This is a genomic window from Tabrizicola flagellatus (genome assembly GCF_008271465.1).
GTDB lineage: Bacteria > Pseudomonadota > Alphaproteobacteria > Rhodobacterales > Rhodobacteraceae > Tabrizicola > Tabrizicola flagellata.
The window spans coordinates 563,853-586,089 of the sequence record NZ_VMDU01000001.1; the positions used below are offsets into that span (position 1 = coordinate 563,853).

Here is a 22,237-nt window from a genome sequence, read left to right on the forward strand (position 1 = left end):
GTCGCACGACGAGGAGACGCAGTCGAACGAGGAGTTTCTGCTAGCGGAACAGAACCAGGGCCGAGGGGCTCCAGGCGACGCGGACCTTGTCGCCGACCTCGAGCACCGGGCGGCCGGGCACGTTGCGCATCGACAGTCGCACCTCGACATCCGTGCCGCCGAGATAGACATCGTAATAGGTCATGTCGCCGAAGTAGATCACCTCGTCGATCACCCCGTCCGTCTCGCGCTCGGTCGCCTTCTGGTCGTCGTAGAGCAGCGTCAGCGTCTCGGGGCGCAGGCCCACCACCGGGCTTTCCCCCTTCGCCGGTGGCGCCATCGAGGCATCGAGCGTCGCCCGGCCCAGCCCCTTGGCCTCGATCTCGACCGACCCGTTGCTTTCCGAGAGCACGGTCGTGGGGATGAAGTTCATCGTGCCAATGAAATCCGCCACCTTCTTGGAGTTCGGCCGGCGATACAGCGTCTCGGGATCGGCCAGCTGGGCGATCTCGCCTTCGAACATCACGGCGATGCGGTCGGACATGACCAGCGCCTCTTCCTGGTCATGCGTCACCAGGATGAAGGTGATCCCCACCTGGCGCTGCAGCTTGATGAGTTCGACCTGCATGTGTTCGCGCATCTTCTTGTCGAGCGCGGACAGAGGTTCGTCCAGCAGGAGCACCTTGGGCTTCAGGATCAGCGCGCGGGCCAGCGCCACCCGTTGCCGCTGGCCGCCCGACAGAGCATGCGCGGCGCGGTTGCCATAGCCCTTGAGGCCCACCATCTCGAGCGCCTCGGCCACGGCCTTTGCCTTCTCTTCCTTCGACCGCGGATCCTTGCGCAGGCCGAAGCCCACGTTCTCGGCCACCGACATGTGCGGGAAGATCGCGTAGGACTGGAACACCATGTTCGTCGGGCGCACGTTGGCGGCCACCCCGGCCATGTCCTTGCCGTCGATCATGATGACGCCCGAGGAGATGTCCTCGAACCCGGCGATGGTGCGCAGGAGCGTGGTCTTGCCGCAGCCCGAGGGACCGAGCAGCGAGAAGAACTCTCCGGCCTTGATCGTGCCGTTGATGCCCCGCAGCGCGTGGTAGTCGCCGTAATACTTGTGGACGTCCTTGAACTCGATCATCGTCGGGCGGTCGTCGGAAAAGGTCACAGGAAGCCTCCGGTATCTTTGCCGCCCGCCTTGGCGATGCCGCGGCGGCGCATGTACTCGGCAAAGCCGAGCAGGATGATCGAGAAACAGACGAGCACCGTCCCCAGCGCCAGCATCGAGGGCACCTTGGCGGGGAAGCGGAACTGGCCGAAGATGTAGACCGACAGGATCGGCTGACCCGAGCCGAGGAAGTTCGCGATGATGAATTCGTCGAACGAGATGGTGAAGCAGATGAGGAAGCTGGCCAGGATCCCCGGCATCACCAGCGGCAGGATGATGAGGCGGAAGGTGGACCACTGGGTCTCGCCCAGGTCCATCGCCGCCTCTTCCAGCGAGCGGTCGAGCGACTGGAAGGCCGAGGTCAGGATCGCCACGGCGAAGGGCGTGCAGATCAGCACCTGGCCCATGATGACGGTCAGCAGCGACAGATTGACGCCGATCGACAGCAGCACGACGAGGAGCGACATGGCCACGATCATCTCGGGCAGGACGAGCGGCAGCATGATCAGGCCCATGATCGGCGCCTTGCCGGGGAAGCGGTAGCGCACCGAGGCGCGGGCGGCGAAGATGCCGAGGATGGTCGAGAGCGTCGCCACCGACAGCGCGATGATGAGGCTGTTCTTGGCCGCGATCCGCAGGTTCTGGTCGTTCCACATCTCGACGAACCAGTCGGTGGTGAAGCCCGAGAGCGGGAAGGACACCACCTTCGAGGCGTTGAAGGCGAAGATCGGCAACAGGAGGATCGGGCTGTAGAGGAACAGCAGGTAAAGGAAGGTGAAGCCGCGCAGCCAGGGAGCCTTCATTTCGAGCCTCCGATGAAGCGGCGGTTCAGCAGCACGAAGACCACGCTGACGATACCGACCATCAGCATCGAGACCACGGCGAAGGCCGAACCCTGCGGGTAGTTGCGCAGTTTCAGGAGTGCCGTCTCGATGAAGTTGGCGATCATCGGTTCGCGCCCGTCGCCGACGAGTTTCGGGGTGACATAGTCGCCCACCGTGGGGATGAAGACGATCAGCGCCGCGGCGATCACGCCGGGCATCGACAGGGGCAGCGTGACGCGCAGGAAGGTGACCCAGCGGCTTTCGCCGAGGTCCTGCCCGGCTTCGAGCAGCGAGCGGTCCACCTTTTCCAGGCTGACGAAGATCGGCAGCACCGCGAAGGGCGCATAAGCATGGGCCAGGACGAAGATGATCGCCGGGATGCCGTAGCTGGAGAAGTTGAGCTGGCTGTCCATGATGCCCAGCGACATCAGCGTCTTGTCGAGAAGCCCGTCATAGCCGAGGATCACGAACCAGAGGCTGACGCGGATGATGTAGCTGGTCCAGAACGGGATGGTGATCAGGAACAGCCAGAGGCTCTTGCGGTCTGGCTTGACGTGGAAGCTGACGAAATAGGCCACCGGATAGGCCAGCACCACCGTGATGAAGGTGACGGTGAGCGCGACGAGAAGCGACTTCAGCAGGATGTAGCCATAGACCGGCTTGGACCAGAGCTCGGCATAGTTGTCGAAGGTCAGGGGCAAGGAGACGTTGCCGCGCCCGCCGGTCATCACCGAGTAGATCAGCACCGTCGCCAGCGGCAGGGCGAGGAGCAGGATCACATAGATCGCCGTCGGACTGATCAGCTTGAGGCCCGCCCGGGCCTCGGAACGCGGCGTTGTGGCCATGCTTCCCCCTGTCCGGCCACGCTTCGGTGGCCTTGTGATTTGATCAAACCTAGACCGGATGACCGCGTCTAGGCAAGAGGGCCATCATTTCGCGCTGAAATCAACCCTATCCGGCGCCGAGGTCAACCCCTCACGAGGGGCGGGACCGGCCGGGCCGCAGGACGCCCGGCCGCGCCTCAGGAGGCGACCCGCTCGATCGCGATCGCCCGTTTCTTCAGCTCGTCGTAAAGCGTGGGCACCACCCGGATCGAGCCGACCGCGACGCGGAGGGCATCACTGATGCGCGCTTCGGAGGGGTCGTCGGAGGCCACGCGCCAGATCATGCGCCGCGCGACACCGTCGTCATAGACGATCTCGGTGCTGCCGTGCCGGTTCTTGCGCAAACCAAGGAAATCCGCGCCGCCATGCGGCGCGTGGAAGGTATGTTGAAGTCCCATTGTTCGGGCTCGCTTTTTATCTGCTCGTGCGCGGAGGGTGCGGCAAGGACGGCCGACCGGTCAATCGGGCATCCGGGCAAATCCGCGTGAGCGAGTCCCTTTTGCAACAGGTCGGGATTTTCAGACCAGGAGGTCCGAGGGCGGACGGGCGAGGAGGTCGGCCAGCGTGCGCATCGCGGTCTCGAAGGCCTCGCGCGGGACACCGGCGGCGATGGCGATGCGCACCGCGTTCGGGGCGCGCCCGTGGACGAGGGCATATTCATCGGCCGAGCGGACCAGCACGCCGCGCGCCTCGGCGGTGCGCAGGAAGGTCGAGGCGCGCCAGCCCTGCGGCAGACGCAGCCAGACGAAAGGCACGCCCGGCTGCCAGCCGAGGTCGAAGGCCCCGAGGTGATTGACCAGGATCTGTTGACGGGCGGCGAATTCGGCCTGGACCGCCTCGCGGATGCGCTGCGCGTCGCCGGACCGGAAGAGGTGCAGCATCAGCTCCGCCACCGGGCGCGACAGCGCAAAGAAACCGTGCTGCGCGGTCAGGCGCCCCGCCTCGCCCATGCCTGCGGGGCATATGACATAGCCGAAGCGCAAGGCGGCGGAGATGGTCTTGGACACCGAGCCCACCAGCCAGACCCGTTCGGGCGCCAGCGCGCGCAAGGAGGGTATGTCCGAGACCGCGACCGAATAGCAGTCGTCCTCGAGGATCTGGAGGTCGTAACGCCGCGCGATCTCGGCGATTTCCTGCCTGCGTTTCACGGGCATGCGGCCGGTGGTGGGGTTCTGCGCCTCGGTCGTCAGGCAGAGGACCTGGGCACCATGGCGGCGACAGGCCGCCTCGAGCGCCGCCGGGACGATGCCCTCGTCGTCGATCTCGACCGGGACGACCTCGGCGCGCGAGGCGCGGGCGGCATAGCGGAAGCCCGGATAGGCCAGTTCCTCGATCAGCACCACGGGCCGCTCGCCGCGCAGGCAGCAGTCGAAGATCAGGGAAATCGCGTTCTGCCCGCCATGGGTCAGCGCCACATCCTCGGGTCCGATCGGGCCGAGGATGCGGTCGCCCATCCAGCCGACGACCTCGGCGCGCAGGGCGGCCTCGCCCATCTGGCTGGTATAGTCGAGCCAGCCCTGACCCGTCGTCCCCGCCATGTCGAGGAGCGCCCGCCGGAACGCCTCGGCCTGGCCGACCTCGGGCACCTGGGGCGGGCGGAGATCGACCAGCCCGGTCGCCCCTCCGGTGATCCGCTCGGTGTAGAGCGGCTGGGTCGGCCCCAGCCGCGGCGATTGTGCCGCAACAAAGGTGCCGCGCCCGACCGTGGCCGCCAGCAGCCCCTCCTGCGTCGCAAGCTGGTAGGCCCGCGCCACGGTTCCCGGCGTCAGGTGCAGCCGCCAGGCCAGATCGCGCACCGTCGGCAGCTGCGAATTGGCCGGCAAGGCACCGCTGCGGATTGCATCCCGCAGGGCGCGGGACAGGGCCAGATACTTCGGACCGGGAAATTGACTCAGATCTGGCGCCCAAGTTGTATCAGTCACAATAATCCTCTGGCGACTCATTGCGGGGCAAGCGTAGATTGTTCTTACCTCGTTGAGGCTTTTGTATCAATACAAATCGGAGGAGGCAGCAATGCCCCAGACCCGGATCCAGACCCTTCCGCTGCGCGCCCCGCGGGGCCTTTTCGCGCGCATCCTGACCGCATTTTCCGCCGCAACCGCCCGCCGCCGCGACCGCCAGCGCCTGTCCCACCTCGACGCGCATCTCTTGCGCGATATCGGTCTTGACGCGCAGGACGTCCGCCGCGAGATCGCGAAACCCTTCTGGCAGCCCTGAGTGTCAGTTCCCCGAGCGTCCCGACGCTCTTACCCCTGAACTGGGCCGGGTCTTCCCGGCCCTTTTTTCATGTCGGAATGCTCACGCTTGCGTGAAGTTCCGCCTTGCGTCAGGTTGCACGCGTCCAAGAAGGACTCAACCATAACGACAAGGGAACCGCGTTCATGCGTGACTTTTTCATCCTGGCTCTGGAGAAGCTCATTGCCGTCATCGTCGTGCTGATGATGATTGCCGTCCTGATTTTCGCCGTCATGGCCATGGGAAGCCCAAAGGGTGGCTTCCTGCAAGGTCTGATGATCCTGGTCATGGGGGGTCTATACGTTATTCTCATGGGCGGGCTGCTGTATCTCTTCCTCGGCATCTACCACAACACCAAGCGCACCGCCGAACTTCTGGCCGCAAGGGCCTGACCGCAAAGCAAAAGGCCCGCCACCGGGGCGGGCCTTTCGAACCGGAAAGTCGAGGGATCAGCGCTTGGAGAACTGGAAGGAACGGCGGGCCTTCGGCTTGCCGTACTTCTTCCGTTCGACGACGCGGCTGTCGCGGGTCAGGAAGCCCGCGGCCTTCAGCGGTGCGCGCAGGCTGGGTTCGTAAAGCTGCAGCGCCTTCGAGATGCCGTGCTTGACTGCGCCGGCCTGGCCCGAAAGCCCGCCACCGGCGACGGTCGCGTAGACGTCGAACTGGCCCTCCACGTTTGCCACGGTGAAGGGCTGCTTCAGGATCATCTGCAACACCGGACGGGCGAAGTAGACCGCCATTTCCTTGCCGTTGACCACAACCTTGCCCGAACCGGGCTTGACCCAGACGCGGGCGACGGCGTCCTTGCGCTTGCCGGTGGCATAGGACCGGCCCAGCTTGTCGCGGACGGGCTGGCGCGGCGCGGCTTCGACGGCGGCGGGTGCGGACCCCACGGCCGATTTCAGGTCATCGAGAGATTTGATGTCGGCCATGATCACGCGCTCCGGGTGTTCTTCGGGTTCATGGACTTGACGTCCAGAACGGTCGGCTGCTGCGCCTCGTGCGGGTGCGAGGGGCCGGCATAGACGCGCAGGTTGGTCATCTGCTGACGGCCGAGGCGGTTGCGGGTGATCATGCGTTCGACCGCCTTGATCACGACGCGCTCGGGATGGGCGCCTTCCAGCACCTGGCGCGCGGTCCGCTGCTTGATGCCGCCCGGATGGCCGGTGTGCCAGTAATAGACCTTGTCGTTGCGCTTGTTGCCGGTCATCTGCACCTTGTCGGCGTTGATGACGATGACGTTGTCACCCATGTCCATGTGGGGGGTGAAGGTCGGCTTGTTCTTGCCGCGCAGGATGTTGGCGACGATCGTGGCAAGGCGGCCCAGAACGACGCCCTCGGCGTCGATCAGGATCCACTTCTTCTCGATGTCCGCCGGGGTAGCGGTGAAGGTTTTCATCGTTATTCCCAATGAAGAAGGGGGCACCACTGCCCCCGGGATCTCGGATGCGGGCTTATCGCCGAACCGGATTGCAGCGTCAAGCACCATATGTGACTTTTTTCCGCATGATAACAATCACTTAAAACAAAGGTATCATATTACCCCAATCCGCAAGGACTTGCCCCTTTCCGAAATACTCTCGCCGAAGGCATCGCGAGCCGGTTGGCCGGAACGGCCAGAGGCGAGATTCGGTCTTGCGCCGCAGGCGCGCGATCCGGCTAGCGCAACTTCGGCGGGCGCGACGGATCCATCCCCGGGGCGGCCGGTGACAGGTTCTGCACCTGGGGCTCCGGCAGGTCGAAGCGCAGGCCGACCTTCGCCATCGCCGTCGCCGCGGGCGAGGCGGCAGGGAGGAACACCACGTCCAGCTCGCCCGCCTCGACGCCCGAAAAGACCAGCGCCTCGTTCATCGCCCGCGCCAGCGCCCCCTCTGCCCCGGTAGCCGCATCGATCAGCGCAAGAAGATGCCCGCGCCGGCCATCGCGGTAGGTCACACCGGCCAGCAGCGCCGCGACCGCAAGCCCTCCGGCCCGCGCCAGCTTGGCATCCAGCGCCGCGATCACCGTCTCGGGAACTGCGGGGGCGTGGAATTCTTCGGGCAGCGCCTCGACCTCCTCGGGCGCGTCTTCCAGCGTCTCGGCCAGCCAGTCCATCGCCTCGGCAGGCAGAAGCATCGACGAGGGCGCGACGCCAAGGTTCACCCCCATGCCGATCCCCTGCCCCTTCAGAAGCCCCGCGATCACCCGTCCCGGCAGCGCCGCGTAAGGCGCGATGCCGCCGGTGAAGGCCGCGAGCCGCTCTTCCCGGTCGAAGACCAGCACGACCGGCCCGTCCTCGAGGTCGAAGACCTGCGGCTCCAGCGTCTCGCCCTCGGCCTCTCTCGCCAGCAGCACGACCAGCTCGCCGTCTGCCAGCCTTTCGAAGAAGCGCAGGCGCAAGGCCTCGTTCTCGGGCTCGGCCGAGACGGCGGCATGGGCGGCATCCAGCAGCGTCACAAGCTCAGTCATCCATCACCTCCCGCACCCCGGCGCGCAGGACCGGCAGGAGGTCGGCCTCGAACCAGGGATTGCGCTTCAGCCACCCCGTATTCCGCCAGGAGGGATGCGGCAAGGGAAAGACGCCCTGCGCGGCCGGCCCGCGCCAATCCGCAACGGCGGCCGTCACCGGGCGCGGGCCGAGATGCCAGCGGATCGCCGCCCCTCCGACCAGAAGCGTCAGGCGTGGCGGACCGAGTTCGCCCAGGACCCGCTGCCGCCAGGTGGCGGCACAGAGCGGCGGCGGCGGCAGGTCCGCCCCCTTGCCGTCGTAGCCGGGAAAGCAGAAGGCCATCGGGACGATGGCGATGCGGGACCGGTCGTAGAACTCGTCCTCGGTCAGCGCCAGCCACTGCCGCAAGCGGTCGCCCGAGGGGTCGGTGAAGGGCCGTCCGCTGGCATGCACCCGCGCGCCGGGCGCCTGACCGGCGATCAGGATCCGCGCGCCGGGGCGGAACCAGACCACCGGGCGCGGCGCATGGGCGGTCGCGGTCACGGCGAAGCGGTCGGCACAGCGGCGGCAAGCCAGGATCTCGGCAGAAAGGGTCATGAGGGCAACCTGTGCGTCCGGCGCGCGAGATACAAGGCTGCGGGTCCCCTGCCCCACCGGAAGGCGCCCTGCCCGGCAATCCCCGCCGATCCGTCGCCCGGGCCATTGCGGGCAGGACCATTCCGGGTCAAATGGTCCGACCCTCCAGCCGGACCCTGTCTGATGTATCGTGTCTCCTCCGTCCTGCCCCGTTTCGCGCTTGCGCTACTGGCCGGCGTCATCCTTGCGACGCTCTGGGTCAATCTGGCGCCGGCAAGCTATTACGACGCGATCGAATGGCGGCTTCTCGATCTGGACCTGCCGCGCTGGATGGCCCCGCTGCCGATCAGCCTGACGCCGATGACGCTGGTCTCGGACGGGCTGATGGCCCTGTTCCTGTTCATCGTCGGCAAGGAGCTGTGGGAGGCGCTGGTGGCCGAGCACGGGTCGCTGCGCGGCCGGCAGGCGGCCCTGCCTGCGGGCATGGTGCTGGGTGGCCTGGCCGGCGCGGCCCTGGTCTGGATCCTGAGCGCAAGCCTGATCGAGACCGCCGAGGAAGCGGGCTTTGCCACCGGCTGGCAGGTGCCGCTGGGGTCGGATGTGGTGCTGTGCTACCTGGTCGGGCGCGCTGTCTTCGGCCAGGGGCACCCGGCGCTGCACCTGCTGCTGCTTCTGGCTGTCGCGACCGACATCCTGGCGCTGCTGGTCCTCGGCCTGTCGCAGCCCCTCGTCTCGCTGAGGCTGGTGTGGCTGGCCCTGCCGGCCCTTGCCGCGCTGGCGGTCTGGGGGGTTTACGGGCGCGCGCTGCCGGCGGAGGCACCCGAACGGCTGCGCCAGGCCCGCGGCCGCCTTTGGCCCTATGTCCTGGCCGGGGTCCTGTCCTGGATCGGCGTGGCCGCCGCCGGCCTGCCGCCGGTGCTGGGCCTCTTGCCGGTGATCCCGGCGATCGCCCATGCCGACCGCAGCTTCGGCCCCTTCGCCGAGGCCGAGGAACTGCTGCACGACCCGCTGAACCGGCTGGCCCATGCCCTGTCCTGGCCGCTGACCGCAACCCTTTTCCTGTTCGGCCTGACGCGCGGCGGCGTCGATCTTGCAGCCTTCGCGCCGACCACGGTGACGACGCTGGCGGCCCTGTGGATCGGCAAGCCCCTGGGCATGCTGGTGCTCGGCCTCGGAACCATCGCGGTGCTGGGCCTGAAGCTGCCGCCCGGCATCAGCCTGCGCGACATCCTGCGCGTCGTCGTGGTTCTTGCGCCTGGCTTCACTGTTCCGGTCCTGGCCCTGGACAGCGCGCTGCCGGGGGGAGCGATGCAGGAGGCGGCACGGCTCGGGCTGGCCATCAGCCTTCTGGCCGGCGCGCTGGCCCTCCTGCTGCCGGCAGGCAGGCGGCCGGGTCGGCGCACGGATGCGTGAACCGGGCGCCATTCCCCGCCGGCAAGCGCCTCTGGCCCGGCCGCGGCCCTTTTAAGGCCACAAACGCGATGTTAACGATATGGCCGTAGGCAAGAGCGAAGACGTCCGACCCACGGGCGCCGAGGCCGTGATGATCGAGTTCCAAAACGTTTCGAAATCCTTCTGGACGGGAACGCAGCGCAAGGTGATCCTTGACCGCGCTTCGTTCCGGGTCGAACTCGGCAACTCGCTTGGCATCCTGGCCGCGAACGGCACCGGCAAGACCACGATCATCAACATGATGGCGGGCCTGGAAAAACCCGACGAGGGCACGATCCGCAAGACCTCGCGCGTGTCCTTTCCGCTGGGCTTCATGGGCGGGGTGAACGGCAAGCACTCGGCCAAGGAAAACTGCCGCTACATCGCGCGGCTCTACGGCCTCGACCCCGATTACGTCGAAAGCTTCTGCCGCTGGGTCTGCGGTCTGGGCGAATATTTCGAGATGCCGCTGTCCACCTATTCCTCGGGCATGCGCTCGCGCTTTTCCTTTTCGCTGCTCTTGGCGATCGAGTTCGACATCTACCTGATCGACGAGGGCATGCCCGCAACTTCGGATGTCGAGTTCAACCGCAAGGCTGGCAACATCCTCCAGGAAAGGCTGAAGAACTCCACGGTGGTGATCGTGTCGCACTCGGCCAGGACGCTGGAACGGTTCTGCCGTTCGGCGGCGGTGCTGAAGGACGGCAAGCTGTACCAGTTCGAGACCCTTGAAGAAGCGAAACGGCTCTATGACTACCAATCCTAAGGCCTCGCGCTATCACATCCGCAGGGTCGAGCGGCCCGTGCCATCCGATGCGGGCACCGGCGACGCAGGCGTGTTCGACAACCATGACGACGGATTTGGCAACCTGGACTTCCGTCGCGACGCCGATCGTCCGGCGCCCGCATCGCAGGAAGCCGGCGCCGCGCCCGGCCCCGCGGAGCCGCTGGCCGCCGGGACGCAGCAGTCTGTCCCGCGCGCCGAGACACCGGAAGAGATCGAGGCCGCCCTGGCGGCAATCGCGGCCGAGGGGCTGACCGGCCGCCAGTTGCGGCGCGCGCTGGCGATCGCCGAGAAGCACGGCATGAAGCCGACCTCGGAGTTCGACGCGGTCCGCCAGCTGCGCGAGGCCGGGATCGATCCCTTCTCGCGGGCCTCGCTCTTGCGCGTCGTCAGTTCCAACGGCGAAGCGGCCGGCGGCGGCGCCCGCCCGCCCGGCCCGGACAGCCGGGCGCTGACCCGGCTTCCGGGCGACCAGGTGCAGCTGCCGAAGAAGGTCAAGCCGATCTCGGTTCCCTCCACCGAGCAGCGCGCCGAGATCAACCAGGCCGCCGAGATCCTGCGGATGCAGCAGGACATTGCCCGCCGCCGCCGCCGCCGGCTGGCGCTGCTCGGGGCGCGGCTGTTCGCCTTCGTGCTGCTGCCGACCTTCCTTGCCGGCTGGTATTTCTATGTGATCGCAACGCCGATCTATTCGGTGCGCACCGAGTTCGTGATCCAGCAGGCCGGTCCGACTTCGTCCGGTGGCTCTCTGGGCGGGCTGTTTTCGGGCACCGCCTTCGCGACCTCGCAGGATTCGATCGCCGTGCAGGGTTATCTGCAATCGCGCGAGGCGATGACCAGGCTGGATGCGGATCTCGGCTTCCGCGCGCATTTCCAGGACGCGCGTTTCGACCCCTTGCAGCGGCTGGCACCGGATGCCTCGCTGGAGGCGGCCTACAAGGTCTATCGCAAGTTCCTGAAGATCTCGTTCGACACGACCGAGGGCGTGATCCGGATGGACGTGATGGCGGCCGATCCGCAGATCGCGGCCGATTGGTCGCGCCAGCTTGTCAGTTACGCCGAAGGTCAGGTCGATCACCTGACGCAACGGTTGCGCGAGGACCAGATGCGCGACGCCCAGGCTGGCTATGATGCGGCGCAGGAGGCCCTGGTCGCCTCGCAGAAGCGGCTGATCGAGTTGCAGGAGAAGTTCAAGATCCTCTCCACCGACTCCGAGGTCGGGCTGATCGTCGGTCAGATCAGCGGGCTGGAAAGCCAGCTCACGCAGGAGCGTCTGTCGCTGGCACAGATGGAAGCCAACCCCAATCCGAACCAGGCGCGGATGGAACCGGTCAAGCGCCGGATCGCCACGCTGGAAAGCGAGGTCGCCGCGCTGCGCGCGAGGCTGACCGAGAACACCGGCGGCGCGACCAGCCTGGCCGAGGTTCAGGGCGAACTGCTCGTGGCGCAGGCCGACATGCAGACCCGGCAGATGCTGCTGGCCCAGGCGCTGCAGTCGATGGAGACCGCGCGGATCGAGGCCAACCGCCAGGTGCGCTATCTGTCGCTGTCGGTCAGCCCGATCCCGCCGGACGAACCCGCCTATCCGCGCGCCTTCGAGAACACGCTGGTCACCATGTTGATCCTTCTGGGGATTTACCTCATGGTCTCGATGACCGCCGCGATCCTGCGGGAACAGGTCTCGTCGTAGGGACAGCGCATGAAGGATGTGACGATCGGCGGGCTGACCGTCGGCAACGACCGCCCGCTTCTGGTGATCGCGGGGCCCTGCCAGCTGGAAAGCCTGGACCATGCGCAGATGATCGCGGGCCGGATGGCCGAGGCCTGCCGGGCCGCGGGCGCGCAGTATGTGTTCAAGGCCAGCTATGACAAGGCGAACCGCACCTCGCTGTCGGGCAAGCGCGGGCTGGGCATGGAGGCGGGGCTGAAGATCCTGGCCGCGGTGCGCGCCATGGGGATGCCGGTCCTGACCGACGTGCATGACGCGGGCCAGGCGCGCGAGGCGGCGGGGGTTGTGGACGTAATCCAGATCCCGGCCTTTCTCTGCCGCCAGACCGACCTCCTGCTGGCTGCCGGCGAAACCGGAGCCGTGGTCAACATCAAGAAGGGCCAGTTCCTGGCGCCCTGGGACATGGCGAACGTGGCCGCGAAGGTCGCCTCGACCGGCAACGCGCGCATCCTGCTGACCGAGCGCGGGGTGAGCTTCGGCTACAACACGCTGGTGGCCGACATGCGGTCCCTGCCGATCATGGCGCGGACCGGCTGGCCGGTCGTCATGGACGCCACCCATTCGGTGCAGCAGCCGGGCGGCCAGGGCACGTCATCGGGCGGGCAGCGCGAATTCGCCCCGGTCATGGCGCGCGCCGCCGTGTCGCTGGGCATCGCCGGCGTCTTCATCGAGACGCACGAGGCGCCCGACCGCGCGCCGTCGGACGGTCCGAACATGATCCCGCTGCACCAGATGCCGGCGCTGGTCGAAAGCCTGATGGCCTTCGACCGGCTGGCCAAGTCGGACCCGCTGCGGGTCTGAGTCCGGCGGCCCCCGCCACGGCCGCATCCTCCACCGGACAAGAGCAGCGCGGAGATCCCCGCGCGGTTGGCGCCCCGTCAATCCGCATCGCCCGCGATCTGGGAAAGCACCCGCCCCCTGCCCCGCAGCCGCATCAGCGCCGGCACGACGAGGAACACCGCCGAGATGCCGAGAAGCGTCGCCGACAGGGGGGTGGAGACGAGGGTCGACCAGTCGCCCTGTGCGATCGCCAGCGCCCGGCGCAGCTGCTGTTCGGCCATCGGCCCCAGGATCAGCCCCACCACCACCGGCGCGATCGGGTAGCCGTAAAGCCGCATGCCATAGCCGGGTCCCTGGCTTGCACATCGTCGCCGGAAGCGCCCAGACGCCGCGTGCGGCACTGCGACTGGAGCACGGACCGGACGGCAGGGAGCTGGCGGTGCGCGCGCAACTTCCGGTGCAACAGGGAAGGCTGGCTGGGGCGCTAGGATTCGAACCTAGGTATGGCGGTACCAAAAACCGCTGCCTTACCGCTTGGCGACGCCCCAACCGTGCCGCGGTGTTTAGCGAAGGGTCTTGGGGCGTGCAAGGCCCCGCATCGAATTTTTCCGCCCGCCCTCACGGCTTGCTCGCGACGCGGCGCGCGGCTAGGACGGGGCATGGCATGGGACGCGATCATCCTGGGCGCCGGGGCGGCCGGCATGATGGCGGCGATCGAGGCCGGGCGGCGCGGCCGCAAGGTGCTGGTCATCGACCACGCACGGGCCGCGGGCGAGAAGATCCGCATCTCGGGCGGGGGGCGCTGCAACTTCACCAACCTCGGCATCGCGCCCGAACGGTTCCTGTCGCAGAACCCTCGCTTTGCCGTGTCGGCGCTGAAGCGGTTCACGCAATGGGATTTCATCGCCCGGATCGACGCGGCCGGGATTGCCTGGCACGAAAAGACCCTGGGGCAGCTCTTCTGCGACGGGCCGGCGACTCAGGTCGTCGCCATGCTGCTGCGCGACATGGAGCGTGCGGGCGTCACGCTGTGGCTGGACTGCGCGCCGGGCGCCATCCGGCAGGACGACAAGGGATTTGCGCTGGAAACCCCGCGCGGGACGCAGCGAGCGCGGGCGCTGGTCGTGGCCACGGGCGGCAAGTCGATCCCGAAGATGGGGGCGACGGGCCTGGGCTACCAGATCGCCGGACAGTTCGGCCTGCCGGTGGTCGAGACGCGGCCGGCGCTGGTGCCGCTGACCTTCGCCGAACAGGAGCTGGCCTGGATGCGGCCCCTGGCCGGGGTATCGGTCGCGGCACGGGTCGCGGCGGGACGGGCGCGGTTCGACGAGGCGGTGCTGTTCACCCATCGCGGCCTGTCGGGACCGGCGATCCTGCAGGCCTCGTCCTACTGGCGCGAGGGCGACCCGATCCTGGTGGACCTGGCGCCGGGGCAGGACATGGCGGGGGCCTTGCGCGCGGCGAAGGCGGCGCAGGGCAAGGCGGCGTTGCGCACGGTGCTGGGCCGCTGGCTGCCGGAACGGCTGGCCCGGCATCTGGAAGAGGCGGCGGGTATCTCCGGGCCGATGGCGGAACTGCCCGGCGCCACGCTCGACCGGATCGCGGCGCAGGTGAACGGCTGGCGGCTGGTGCCGGTCGGATCGGAGGGCTATCGCACGGCCGAGGTCACGCTGGGCGGGGTGGACACCCGGGCGCTGGACGGGCGCACGATGGAGGCGAAGGGGGTGCCGGGCCTCTTCTTCATCGGCGAGGTGGTGGATGTCACCGGCTGGCTGGGCGGCTACAACTTCCAGTGGGCCTGGTCGAGCGGCTGGGCCGCGGGACAGGCGCTTTAGCCCTCAGATCGTGATCCTGGCGAAGCCGTCACGCAGCGCATTGGACCAGGCCTCGGACATGGCGCGGAAGGCAGGGTCGCCGGCCTCGATCCGGCGGGAATGCGTCACCCGGCAGGCATCGCGCTCGATCACCGCAAGATCCAGCGGCATGCCGACCGAGAGGTTCGAGCGCAGGGTCGAATCCATCGACAGGAGCACCGCCTTGGTCGCGTCGGACAGGCTGGTCGTCGGGCGCACCACGCGGTCGAGGATCGGCTTGCCGTACTTGTGCTCGCCGATCTGGAGGAAGGGCGTGTCCTCGGTCGCCTCGATGAAATTGCCCTCGGGATAGATGAGGAACAGCCGCATCGCCCCGCCCCGGCGCTGGCCGGCGACGATCATCGAGGCCGAAGCGCCCTGCATGGCCGAGAGTTTCTGATCGACATCCGCCCGCACCCGCGCCAGCCGGTCGCCGACGATCTCGGCCACCTTCAGCAGCGTGGGCGCCAGCATGATCGAGGTTTCGGGCGTGGCCTCGGGATCCTCGACCGCCTCGCGCAGCTGGGCGATTGTCGTCTGCGTCACCGACAGGCTGCCTGCGGTCATGATGACGATGACCCGCTCGCCCGGGTCCTCGAAGGTGAACATCTTGCGGTAGGTCGAGATGTTGTCGAGCCCGGCATTGGTGCGGGTGTCCGACAACAGCACCATGCCGTCGTTCAGTAGCAGCCCCACGCAATAGGTCATTCTGGTCCGTTCTCCCCGTCCGCGCCGAGCCTATTGGGCCGATTGGAGAACCGCAACCCTCACATCCATCTCCTCTACCGCCGCCCCACGGGCAACACCGCGGATCGGCGCCGCGTCCTGCGCGTCGAAGCCGGAACCCAACCGGATGTATCGGTCGTCAGGGCAGCAGCGGTTGGCGGGGTCGAAACCCACCCAGCCGAGTCCAGGGATGTGCAGCTCCGCCCAGGCATGAGCGGCCTCGTGCGGGGTGCCGTCCTCGGTGGCGAAGAGATAGCCCGAGACATAGCGCGCCGGGACCCCGCGGGCGCGGGCAAGGGCGATCAGCGCATGGGCATGGTCCTGGCAGACGCCTTCGCCGAGGGCCAGAGCCTCGGCGGCGGTGGTATGCGCATGGGTGACGCCTGGGCGATAGGCGATGGCGTCGGATACGGCCAGCGACAGCGCGTGCGCAAGCGCCAGGCAGTCGGACCCGGAGGCCGAGGCCGCAAGGGCGGCGAGGGCCACGTCGATCCGGGTAGGAGCGGTCTCGCGCAGGTAGCAGTCCGGGGCCACGCTCTCGCGGTGGCCGCGCAGGACGCCGGCCAGGTCCTCGGTCTCGACCGTTCCGCGGACCTGGACGGCCACCTCTTCGACCGGCCCGGCGATGGTCCAGCCCTGCACCACGTCCCCTGCCCCGTCCCGGTGGCTTGCCCCCCGCACCCCGCCAGTCACCGTCACCTCCCAGTCGATGACCTTCTGTCCGGCGAAGGCGGACGGGGTCAGGCGGTGGCTTTGAACGACCGAACGCACGGGGACATCGTAACGATAGCTGGTCAGGTGATCGACGGTCAGGCGCATCAGCGCATCTCTCCGCTGAGGTAGCTGTCATGAATCGCCGTGGCCAGCGTGGCGGATTCGGTGATGTAGCGGGTCAGGAACTCGTGCAGGCCTTCCTCGAAGATCATGTCGACGGTGGTGCCCTCGATCCCGGCCAGAAGGGCGCGGGCGCAGTCCTGGGCCCGGGTTTCGCGGCCATAGGCCTTGGCTATGCGGCCGAGGTGGTTGACGAGCCCCGCGGTGCAGGTGGCCAGCGAGCGGGGCGACTGCGGGTTGCGGATCAGGAAGTCGGCGATCTTGGCCGAAGTCACCTCGCCGCCATAGGCCCAGTGGAAGGCGCGCTGCGCGCCCATCGCGCGCAGAAGCGTGGACCACTGGTAGTTGTCGAGGCCGGACCCCACGAAATCGACGCGCGGCAGAAGGACGTAGTACTTGACATCCATCAGCCGCGCGGTGTTGTCGCCGCGTTCGAGATAATAGCCGATGTTGAGGAAGTTGAACCCGTCGTCGCGCAGGAGCGTGGCGTCGATGGCCCCGCGCAGCATGGCGGCGTGGCGCATGGTCCAGTCGGTCAGCCGCGACAGTTCCAGCGTCGAGCGTTCGGCCCGTTCCAGCTGGCGCAGCTCCTGGAAGGCGGTGTTCAGCGCGTCCCAGACCTGGGTCGTGAGCGCGGTGCGGACGATGCGGCCGTTCTCGCGCGCGGCGGTGATGCAGCTGGCCACGGACGAGGGATTGTCGCGGTCGAAGAACAGGAAGCTTTCGATGTTGCGCTGGACCGGATCGCCGTATTTGGCCGCGAAGGCATGGGCCATGCCGGTGGCCTGCAACAGGCTGTCCCATTCGCTGCGGTAGCCCTGTGCCGAGGGCAGAAGGCTGATCCGGCTGCCCACCTCCAGAAGCCGCGCGACCGTGTCGGCGCGTTCCATGTAGCGGGCGATCCAGTAGAGGTTGTCTGCGGTCCGGCTCAGCATGTCAGGCCTGTTCCCCAGGATCTTTCGTCGAAAGATCCTGGTCCTTGTCTGTGGTGCCGCAAAATTCTTCGGCGAAGAATTTTGCGCTGTGGTCACGTGGTCCGGTCATTCCGCCAGCACCCAGGTATCCTTGACCCCGCCGCCCTGGCTGGAGTTCACCACGAGCGACCCTTCCTTGAGCGCCACCCGCGTCAAGCCGCCGGGCACCAGTTCGATGCGTTCGCCCACGAGGCAATAGGGGCGCAGATCGACATGGCGCGGGGCCACGCCCTCTTCGACGAAGGTGGGCACGGTGGACAGCGCCAGCGTCGGCTGGGCGATGTAGTTCGCGGGATCCTCGACCAGTTTCGCCCGGAAGCGTTCGATCTCGTCCTTCGACGCCTTGGGTCCGACGAGCATGCCATAGCCGCCCGAACCGTGAACCTCCTTCACCACGAGGTCGGGCAAGTTGGCGAGGACGTGTTTCAGATCCTCTTCCCGGCCGCATTGCCAGGTCGGCACGTTCTGCAGGATCGGCTCTTCGCCGAGGTAGAAGCGCACCATGTCGGGCACATAGGTATAAACCGCCTTGTCATCCGCCACCCCTGCCCCCGGCGCCGAGCAGATCGAGACGCCGCCAGAGCGGTAGACATCCATCAGGCCGGGAATCCCGAGCATCGAGTCGGGGCGGAAGCACAGCGGGTCGAGGAAGGCGTCGTCGATGCGGCGATAGATCACGTCCACCCGCTGCGGGCCTTCGGTCGTGCGCATCCAGACGTATTCGCCTTCCACGAACAGGTCCTGCCCCTCGACCAGTTCCACCCCCATCAGGTCGGCCAGGAGCGAATGTTCGTAATAGGCACTGTTGAAATGGCCGGGGGTGAGGATCACCACCGTCGGCTCGCCCTTGCACTTGGCCGGTGCGACGCTGGCCAGGGTGCGGCGCAGCTTTTCGGAATAGGTATCCACCGGCTCGATACGGTTCTCGCGGAACAGGTCCGGGAACATCCGCATCATGATCTCGCGGCTTTCCAGCATGTAGCTGACCCCCGAGGGCGTGCGGCAGTTGTCCTCAAGCACGTAGAACTGGTCGGGGCCGGTGCGGACGATATCGACGCCGACGATGTGGGAATAGACGCCCTTGGGTGGCACGAAGCCGACGACGGCCTTCTCGTAGGCCTCGTTGCGATAGACGAGGTGGGCGGGGATGCGGCCGGCGCGGATGATCTCGCCGCGACCATAGACATCGACGAGGAAGGCGTTCAGCGCCCGGGCCCGCTGCTTGATCCCGCGCTCCAGCCGCGCCCATTCGGTGCCGGAAAAGACGCGCGGGAACATGTCGAAGGGGATCAGACGGTCCGGGTCGCCGCCCTCGCCATAGACCGCGAAGGTAATGCCGATACGGCGGAACAGGGCCTCGGCCTCGGCCTGCTTCAGGCTGCGGAGTTCTTCGGGCATCGTCGCCACCCAGTCCTGCAACCGCGCATAGGGTGCCCTGACCTCGGTGCCCTGGTACATCTCGTTGAACTGGCCCACCACGTCCCCCTGCACGTCTTGCCCCGACTAGAGCAGAGGCCGCGCGAGGGGAAAAGCATTACCGGAAGGATAGCGCCCGCAGCATCACCAGTTGCACAAGTTTTGTGCACATGATCCACGGGATTCCGGCAGGTTCCGGTGGTCAGGGCCGGGGCAGATGCGGGGCCACGGCCGCCTCGACACGGGCGGCGACGGTCTCGGGGTCGCCGCTTGCATCGATCACACGGAATCGCGCATGGCGGTCAGCCAGGGCCAGGAACCCGGCACGAGCCTTCTGCTGGAAGGCAAGCCCCATGTCCTCGAAGCGCAATTCGGCGCCGGCGCGGGCCTGGGCACGCGCGAGGCCCAGGGCGGGGTCGATGTCGAACAGGAGCGTGAGGTCAGGCTCGACCCCGATCATCAGCGCGTGCAGGCGGTCGACCACCCGGGCCAGGTCGCCCCGGGTGATGCCCTGGAAGATCCGGGTGGAATCGGCGAAGCGGTCGGTGATGACGATCTCGCCCCGCGCCAGTGCGGGACGGATCGTCTTTTCCAGATGGTCGCGCCGCGCGGCGGTGAAGAGCAGGATCTCGGTTTCCGGCGACCAGCGGTCGGTGGCGCCTTCGAGGACCAGACGGCGGATCTCCTCGGCGCCAGGGCTGCCGCCGGGTTCGCGCGTCAGAGTGACCCTGTGTCCGCGCTGGCGGAGGGTCTCGGCCAGAAGCCGCCCCTGGGTGGACTTGCCCGAGCCGTCGATGCCTTCCAGAGAAAGGAAGAGCCCCGCCATTCAGCTGGCCGGCGCCCCGAGATAGCGGGCGTAGAGCGTGCTGGCCGCCGTGGTCAGCCGCCCGAGGAACCCGGCCCTGCCGACATCGGCCTCGGCCACCAGCGGCACCTTGCGGTCGGGAAGATCCGGGGCATGGACGATCAGTTCCGCGACCGGCGTCCCTTTGGCGATCGGGGCGATCAACGGGCCGTTGTAGACGACCTCGGCGGTCAGGCTTTCCTGCACCAGAGCCGGCACCAGAAGGCGGATGTCCTCGGCCGGAACGAGGCCGACAGTCGGGGCCGCGCCCATGTGAACCTCGGCCTCGGCAACGCGGACGCCGGACTTCACGATGGTCTTTTCCGAGAATTGCCGGAAGGCCCAGCTGACGATACGTTCGGCCTCTTCGGCGCGTGCCTTCTCGCTGGGCAGGCCGGTGATGGCGAAGATGATGCGCCGTTCGCCCTGCTTTGCCGATCCGACCAGACCGTAGCCGGCCTCCTGCGTGTGCCCGGTCTTCAGCCCGTCGGCGCCGACGCCAAGTTCCAGCAGGGGGTTCCGGTTGCGGGCATTGGCGGGCGCGCGGTTCTTGTAGTTGAACTCGGTCTCGGCGAAAATCGGATAATATTCGGGGAAATCCTCGATCAGCCGCCGGGCCAGGATGCCGAGGTCGCGCATCGACATGCGGTGGTTCGGGTCTGGCCAGCCGCTGGAATTGGCGAAGGTCGATGCGGTCATCCCCAGCGCTCTGGCGCGTTCGGTCATCTGCCGGGCGAAGGCCTCTTCGGTGCCGGCAAGCCCTTCGGCCACCACCACACAGGCATCGTTGCCCGAGTTCACGATCATGCCGTGGATCAGCTCGTTGACGGTCGGGCGGTCGGTTTCCTGCAGGAACATGGTGGAGCCGCCCATGGCCTTGGCGCGCGACGAGACCGCGAAGGGCGTGTCCATCGTGACGCGCCCGTCCTTCAGCGCCTCGAACAGCATGTTGATGGTCATCAGCTTGGACATCGAGGCCGGCGGCACGGGCTGGTCGGCGTTCTTGTCCATCAGCACCGTGCCCGTCGTCATGTCATAGACCCAGGCGGCGGTCGCCGCGGTCTCGAAGGCGCGCGCCGGCAAGGCGGCAAGCGCAAGGGCAATCAGGGTCAGGACAAGGCGCAGACGGTTCAGCATGGCGGGCGGTCCCTGCTCACTTAAGGAAATAGGCGTCGGCGAAACCGGCGGCCTTGATCTTCTTCAGCACGGCCTCGTCACCCTGGACGACCACACCCCAGACCGCCTGACCGCCCATTTCGGATTTTTGCGGCGTCGCGGTCAGGCCGATCTTGGCCAGAGCCTCGGCCGCACGCCTGGCGTTGTCCTCCTTCGAGAACGAGGCAACCTGGATCGGCCGGACCGGGCCGCCGGCGACCACGGGAGCGGTCGCCGCATCGGCGGGGGCCGAGGGCTTGGCCGCGGGGGCCGGGGCTTCGCCGACGACCTTGCGCGTGCCGGCCGCTTCTGGCTTGCCGGCCACGACCTCGGGCTTGCGGGCGTCGAGCGGCGCGGCTTCGATCGGGGCCACGGCCGCCGTCGCGGCGGTGGCCGCCGGCGCGGTGCCGGCCGCCGTCTGGCCACCGGCTGCCGTCGCGACATCGGCCTCGGCGGCGGAGGCTGCGGCCTTGGCCTCGGCCGCGGCGCGCCTCTTGGCCTCGCGCGCGGCCTTGGCCTCGGCCCGGCGCTCTTTCCAGGTCTTGCGCTTCGGCGGCTCGTCCACCGCAGCCACGGCGGCACCGGCCGCGGCAGCGCCGGCGACTGTGGCATCCGCCGCGACCTCGCCCGCGGCAGGCGGCGCAGCGCCCGGCTTCGCTGCGGCCGGAGCCGCGCCAGCCGATTTACCGGCATCGACAGCCGCAAGCGCGGCGGAAGCGATGGCAGCGGCCTCGGCCGGCTTGGCGTCGCCCGGCTTCGCATCTGCGGTCGGCGGCGCGACCGTGGCAGGTGCCGGCGCAGCCACGGCCTTGACCTCTTCCTTGCGCAATGCGACCACCCGGATCTCGGTCGGCTGGCCGGCGAGGATCCCCAGCGCCTCGGCCGCATCGGAGGACAGCTGCAGCCGCGGACCGGGATTCTCCCGCTCGCGCCGGAACAGCGCCCCGGTGACCGATTGCCCGGTCGCCTGGTTGATGATGAGGGCACGTTCCGGGTTCGTCACCTCGGGTGCCGCGACCCAGATGCCGCCCAGCGAGGGCCGCCCGTCCCACAGCGCCTTTTCGGTCGCCTGAAAGACCTCGGGCGCCTCGACGTCGCGGGTTGCGGCCTTCTTGCCGCCGGGAGCCGCGGCGAAGGTCGCCCCGCCCCCTCCGCCGGCATCTGCGCCACCTTCGACGCAGCCTGTGAGCAGACCCGCTGCCGCCAGTCCGATGATCGTGAACCGAAGCCCCGCTCTTGCCATCTTCCGCCCTCAAGTGCGCGCGGTCTGCGCGCCGCGCTTTACCGATGAAGTTTCCCCGTGTCCGGGCGCTTTTGCCCGAGGCTTTTGTCGCCGGTTTTCACAAGGTCCGCCTGCAATTTGTGGTCAGCATACTGCCTTGCGCAAGCGGTGGGAAGGGCGGAGGCGATCTGCTGCCCTCACGATCAGCGGAATTCGCCGCTGGACCGGGCTCCTGTCGGCCTTTCAGAATCGAGCCGCGACGGATATGCCGGCACCACGGCCCGGGCCATCCGCGGGGCGCAAGGAAGTGTGGCCGAGTGGTTTAAGGCTCTGGTCTTGAAAACCAGCGTGGGGGGAACCCCACCGTGGGTTCGAATCCCACCGCTTCCGCCACTTGCCTT

General features: G+C 67.8%; 24 protein-coding genes and 2 tRNA genes. 8 read left to right on the plus strand and 18 right to left on the minus strand.

Annotated features, from left to right (window positions below; genetic code table 11):
* Positions 1–40: 40 nt before the first annotated feature.
* The 5 genes from FL625_RS02715 to FL625_RS02735 form a co-directional block, all read right to left on the minus strand.
* Entirely contained in the window at positions 41–1,114 is a 1,074-nt protein-coding gene (locus FL625_RS02715) for an ABC transporter ATP-binding protein (RefSeq protein WP_200833864.1), read from the minus strand.
* A gap of 23 nt (positions 1,115–1,137) precedes the next feature.
* Positions 1,138–1,944 (minus strand): ABC transporter permease, encoded by an 807-nt coding sequence (locus tag FL625_RS02720; protein ID WP_149587079.1) that lies wholly within the window; start codon positions 1,942–1,944, stop codon positions 1,138–1,140.
* Entirely contained in the window at positions 1,941–2,810 is an 870-nt protein-coding gene (locus tag FL625_RS02725) for an ABC transporter permease (RefSeq protein ID WP_149587080.1), read from the minus strand. Before FL625_RS02725 ends, FL625_RS02720 begins: the two co-directional genes overlap by 4 nt.
* Before the next feature lie 176 nt (positions 2,811–2,986).
* Positions 2,987–3,247: a hypothetical protein gene (locus tag FL625_RS02730; RefSeq protein WP_149587081.1), complete on the minus strand. Its 261-nt coding sequence runs from the start codon at positions 3,245–3,247 to the stop codon at positions 2,987–2,989.
* A gap of 120 nt (positions 3,248–3,367) precedes the next feature.
* A complete protein-coding gene (locus FL625_RS02735) occupies positions 3,368–4,792 on the minus strand; it encodes an aminotransferase-like domain-containing protein (RefSeq protein ID WP_268815755.1) in 1,425 nt (474 codons plus the stop codon).
* A 70-nt stretch (positions 4,793–4,862) separates the two neighbouring features.
* Between FL625_RS02735 and FL625_RS02740 the strand changes: the two genes are divergently transcribed.
* Entirely contained in the window at positions 4,863–5,066 is a 204-nt protein-coding gene (locus FL625_RS02740) for a DUF1127 domain-containing protein (protein WP_149587083.1), read from the plus strand.
* A 164-nt stretch (positions 5,067–5,230) separates the two neighbouring features.
* Complete coding sequence (locus tag FL625_RS02745; RefSeq protein ID WP_149587084.1) at positions 5,231–5,476, plus strand: hypothetical protein; 246 nt, start codon at positions 5,231–5,233, stop codon at positions 5,474–5,476.
* Between the two features lie 57 nt (positions 5,477–5,533).
* Here the strand turns inward: FL625_RS02745 and rpsI are convergent, their stop codons facing one another.
* The 4 genes from rpsI to FL625_RS02765 all read right to left on the minus strand — a co-directional run bounded on the left by rpsI (position 5,534) and on the right by FL625_RS02765 (position 8,109).
* A complete protein-coding gene (rpsI, locus tag FL625_RS02750) occupies positions 5,534–6,016 on the minus strand; it encodes a 30S ribosomal protein S9 (RefSeq protein WP_149587085.1) in 483 nt (160 codons plus the stop codon).
* Positions 6,017–6,018: 2 nt separating this feature from the next.
* Positions 6,019–6,483: a 50S ribosomal protein L13 gene (gene rplM / locus FL625_RS02755; protein ID WP_135447066.1), complete on the minus strand. Its 465-nt coding sequence runs from the start codon at positions 6,481–6,483 to the stop codon at positions 6,019–6,021.
* 260 nt (positions 6,484–6,743) lie between these two features.
* Positions 6,744–7,520, minus strand: a complete 777-nt coding sequence (locus FL625_RS02760) for an SseB family protein (RefSeq protein WP_149587166.1) — start codon at positions 7,518–7,520, stop codon at positions 6,744–6,746.
* Between the two features lie 4 nt (positions 7,521–7,524).
* The gene (locus FL625_RS02765) at positions 7,525–8,109 is read right to left on the minus strand and encodes a uracil-DNA glycosylase family protein (RefSeq protein WP_149587086.1); all 585 of its coding nucleotides are present in this window, start codon (positions 8,107–8,109) and stop codon (positions 7,525–7,527) included.
* 162 nt (positions 8,110–8,271) lie between these two features.
* On the opposite strand from FL625_RS02765, the gene FL625_RS02770 reads away from it, so the two are divergent.
* The 4 genes from FL625_RS02770 to kdsA all read left to right on the plus strand — a co-directional run bounded on the left by FL625_RS02770 (position 8,272) and on the right by kdsA (position 12,833).
* Complete coding sequence (locus FL625_RS02770; RefSeq protein WP_160147717.1) at positions 8,272–9,501, plus strand: Na+/H+ antiporter NhaA; 1,230 nt, start codon at positions 8,272–8,274, stop codon at positions 9,499–9,501.
* Positions 9,502–9,631: 130 nt separating this feature from the next.
* Positions 9,632–10,285 carry an ABC transporter ATP-binding protein gene (locus FL625_RS02775; protein ID WP_149587088.1) on the plus strand — a complete coding sequence of 218 codons (654 nt, stop codon included), beginning with the start codon at positions 9,632–9,634 and terminating at the stop codon, positions 10,283–10,285.
* Positions 10,269–11,993, plus strand: a complete 1,725-nt coding sequence (locus FL625_RS02780; protein ID WP_149587089.1) for a KpsE/RkpR family capsule polysaccharide export protein — start codon at positions 10,269–10,271, stop codon at positions 11,991–11,993. Before FL625_RS02775 ends, FL625_RS02780 begins: the two co-directional genes overlap by 17 nt.
* 9 nt (positions 11,994–12,002) lie before the next feature.
* Positions 12,003–12,833 (plus strand): 3-deoxy-8-phosphooctulonate synthase, encoded by an 831-nt coding sequence (kdsA, locus tag FL625_RS02785; protein ID WP_149587090.1) that lies wholly within the window; start codon positions 12,003–12,005, stop codon positions 12,831–12,833.
* A gap of 77 nt (positions 12,834–12,910) precedes the next feature.
* Here kdsA and FL625_RS02790 read toward each other — a convergent pair whose 3' ends face one another.
* The gene (locus tag FL625_RS02790; protein WP_235019290.1) at positions 12,911–13,150 is read right to left on the minus strand and encodes a hypothetical protein; all 240 of its coding nucleotides are present in this window, start codon (positions 13,148–13,150) and stop codon (positions 12,911–12,913) included.
* A 135-nt stretch (positions 13,151–13,285) separates the two neighbouring features.
* Positions 13,286–13,360, minus strand: a tRNA-Gln gene (locus FL625_RS02795).
* 111 nt (positions 13,361–13,471) lie between these two features.
* Here FL625_RS02795 and FL625_RS02800 point away from each other — a divergent pair.
* Positions 13,472–14,647: a BaiN/RdsA family NAD(P)/FAD-dependent oxidoreductase gene (locus FL625_RS02800; protein ID WP_149587091.1), complete on the plus strand. Its 1,176-nt coding sequence runs from the start codon at positions 13,472–13,474 to the stop codon at positions 14,645–14,647.
* A 3-nt stretch (positions 14,648–14,650) separates the two neighbouring features.
* On the opposite strand, the gene FL625_RS02805 is transcribed toward FL625_RS02800, so the two are convergent.
* The 7 genes from FL625_RS02805 to FL625_RS02835 all read right to left on the minus strand — a co-directional run bounded on the left by FL625_RS02805 (position 14,651) and on the right by FL625_RS02835 (position 21,857).
* The gene (locus FL625_RS02805) at positions 14,651–15,373 is read right to left on the minus strand and encodes a proteasome-type protease (protein ID WP_149587092.1); all 723 of its coding nucleotides are present in this window, start codon (positions 15,371–15,373) and stop codon (positions 14,651–14,653) included.
* Positions 15,374–15,403: 30 nt separating this feature from the next.
* Positions 15,404–16,210: a transglutaminase family protein gene (locus FL625_RS02810; RefSeq protein WP_149587093.1), complete on the minus strand. Its 807-nt coding sequence runs from the start codon at positions 16,208–16,210 to the stop codon at positions 15,404–15,406.
* Entirely contained in the window at positions 16,210–17,160 is a 951-nt protein-coding gene (locus FL625_RS02815) for an alpha-E domain-containing protein (protein WP_149587094.1), read from the minus strand. The genes FL625_RS02810 and FL625_RS02815 overlap by 1 nt, the downstream gene beginning before the upstream one ends.
* A gap of 105 nt (positions 17,161–17,265) precedes the next feature.
* A complete protein-coding gene (locus FL625_RS02820; RefSeq protein WP_200833865.1) occupies positions 17,266–18,657 on the minus strand; it encodes a circularly permuted type 2 ATP-grasp protein in 1,392 nt (463 codons plus the stop codon).
* Positions 18,658–18,817: 160 nt separating this feature from the next.
* Entirely contained in the window at positions 18,818–19,441 is a 624-nt protein-coding gene (gene tmk, locus FL625_RS02825) for a dTMP kinase (protein ID WP_149587095.1), read from the minus strand.
* Complete coding sequence (locus FL625_RS02830) at positions 19,442–20,593, minus strand: D-alanyl-D-alanine carboxypeptidase family protein (RefSeq protein WP_435532692.1); 1,152 nt, start codon at positions 20,591–20,593, stop codon at positions 19,442–19,444.
* 19 nt (positions 20,594–20,612) lie between these two features.
* Positions 20,613–21,857, minus strand: coding sequence for an SPOR domain-containing protein (locus FL625_RS02835; protein ID WP_149587097.1), 1,245 nt, complete (start codon positions 21,855–21,857; stop codon positions 20,613–20,615).
* A 282-nt stretch (positions 21,858–22,139) separates the two neighbouring features.
* Between FL625_RS02835 and FL625_RS02840 the strand changes: the two genes are divergently transcribed.
* Positions 22,140–22,229, plus strand: a tRNA-Ser gene (locus FL625_RS02840).
* Positions 22,230–22,237 lie beyond the last annotated feature (8 nt).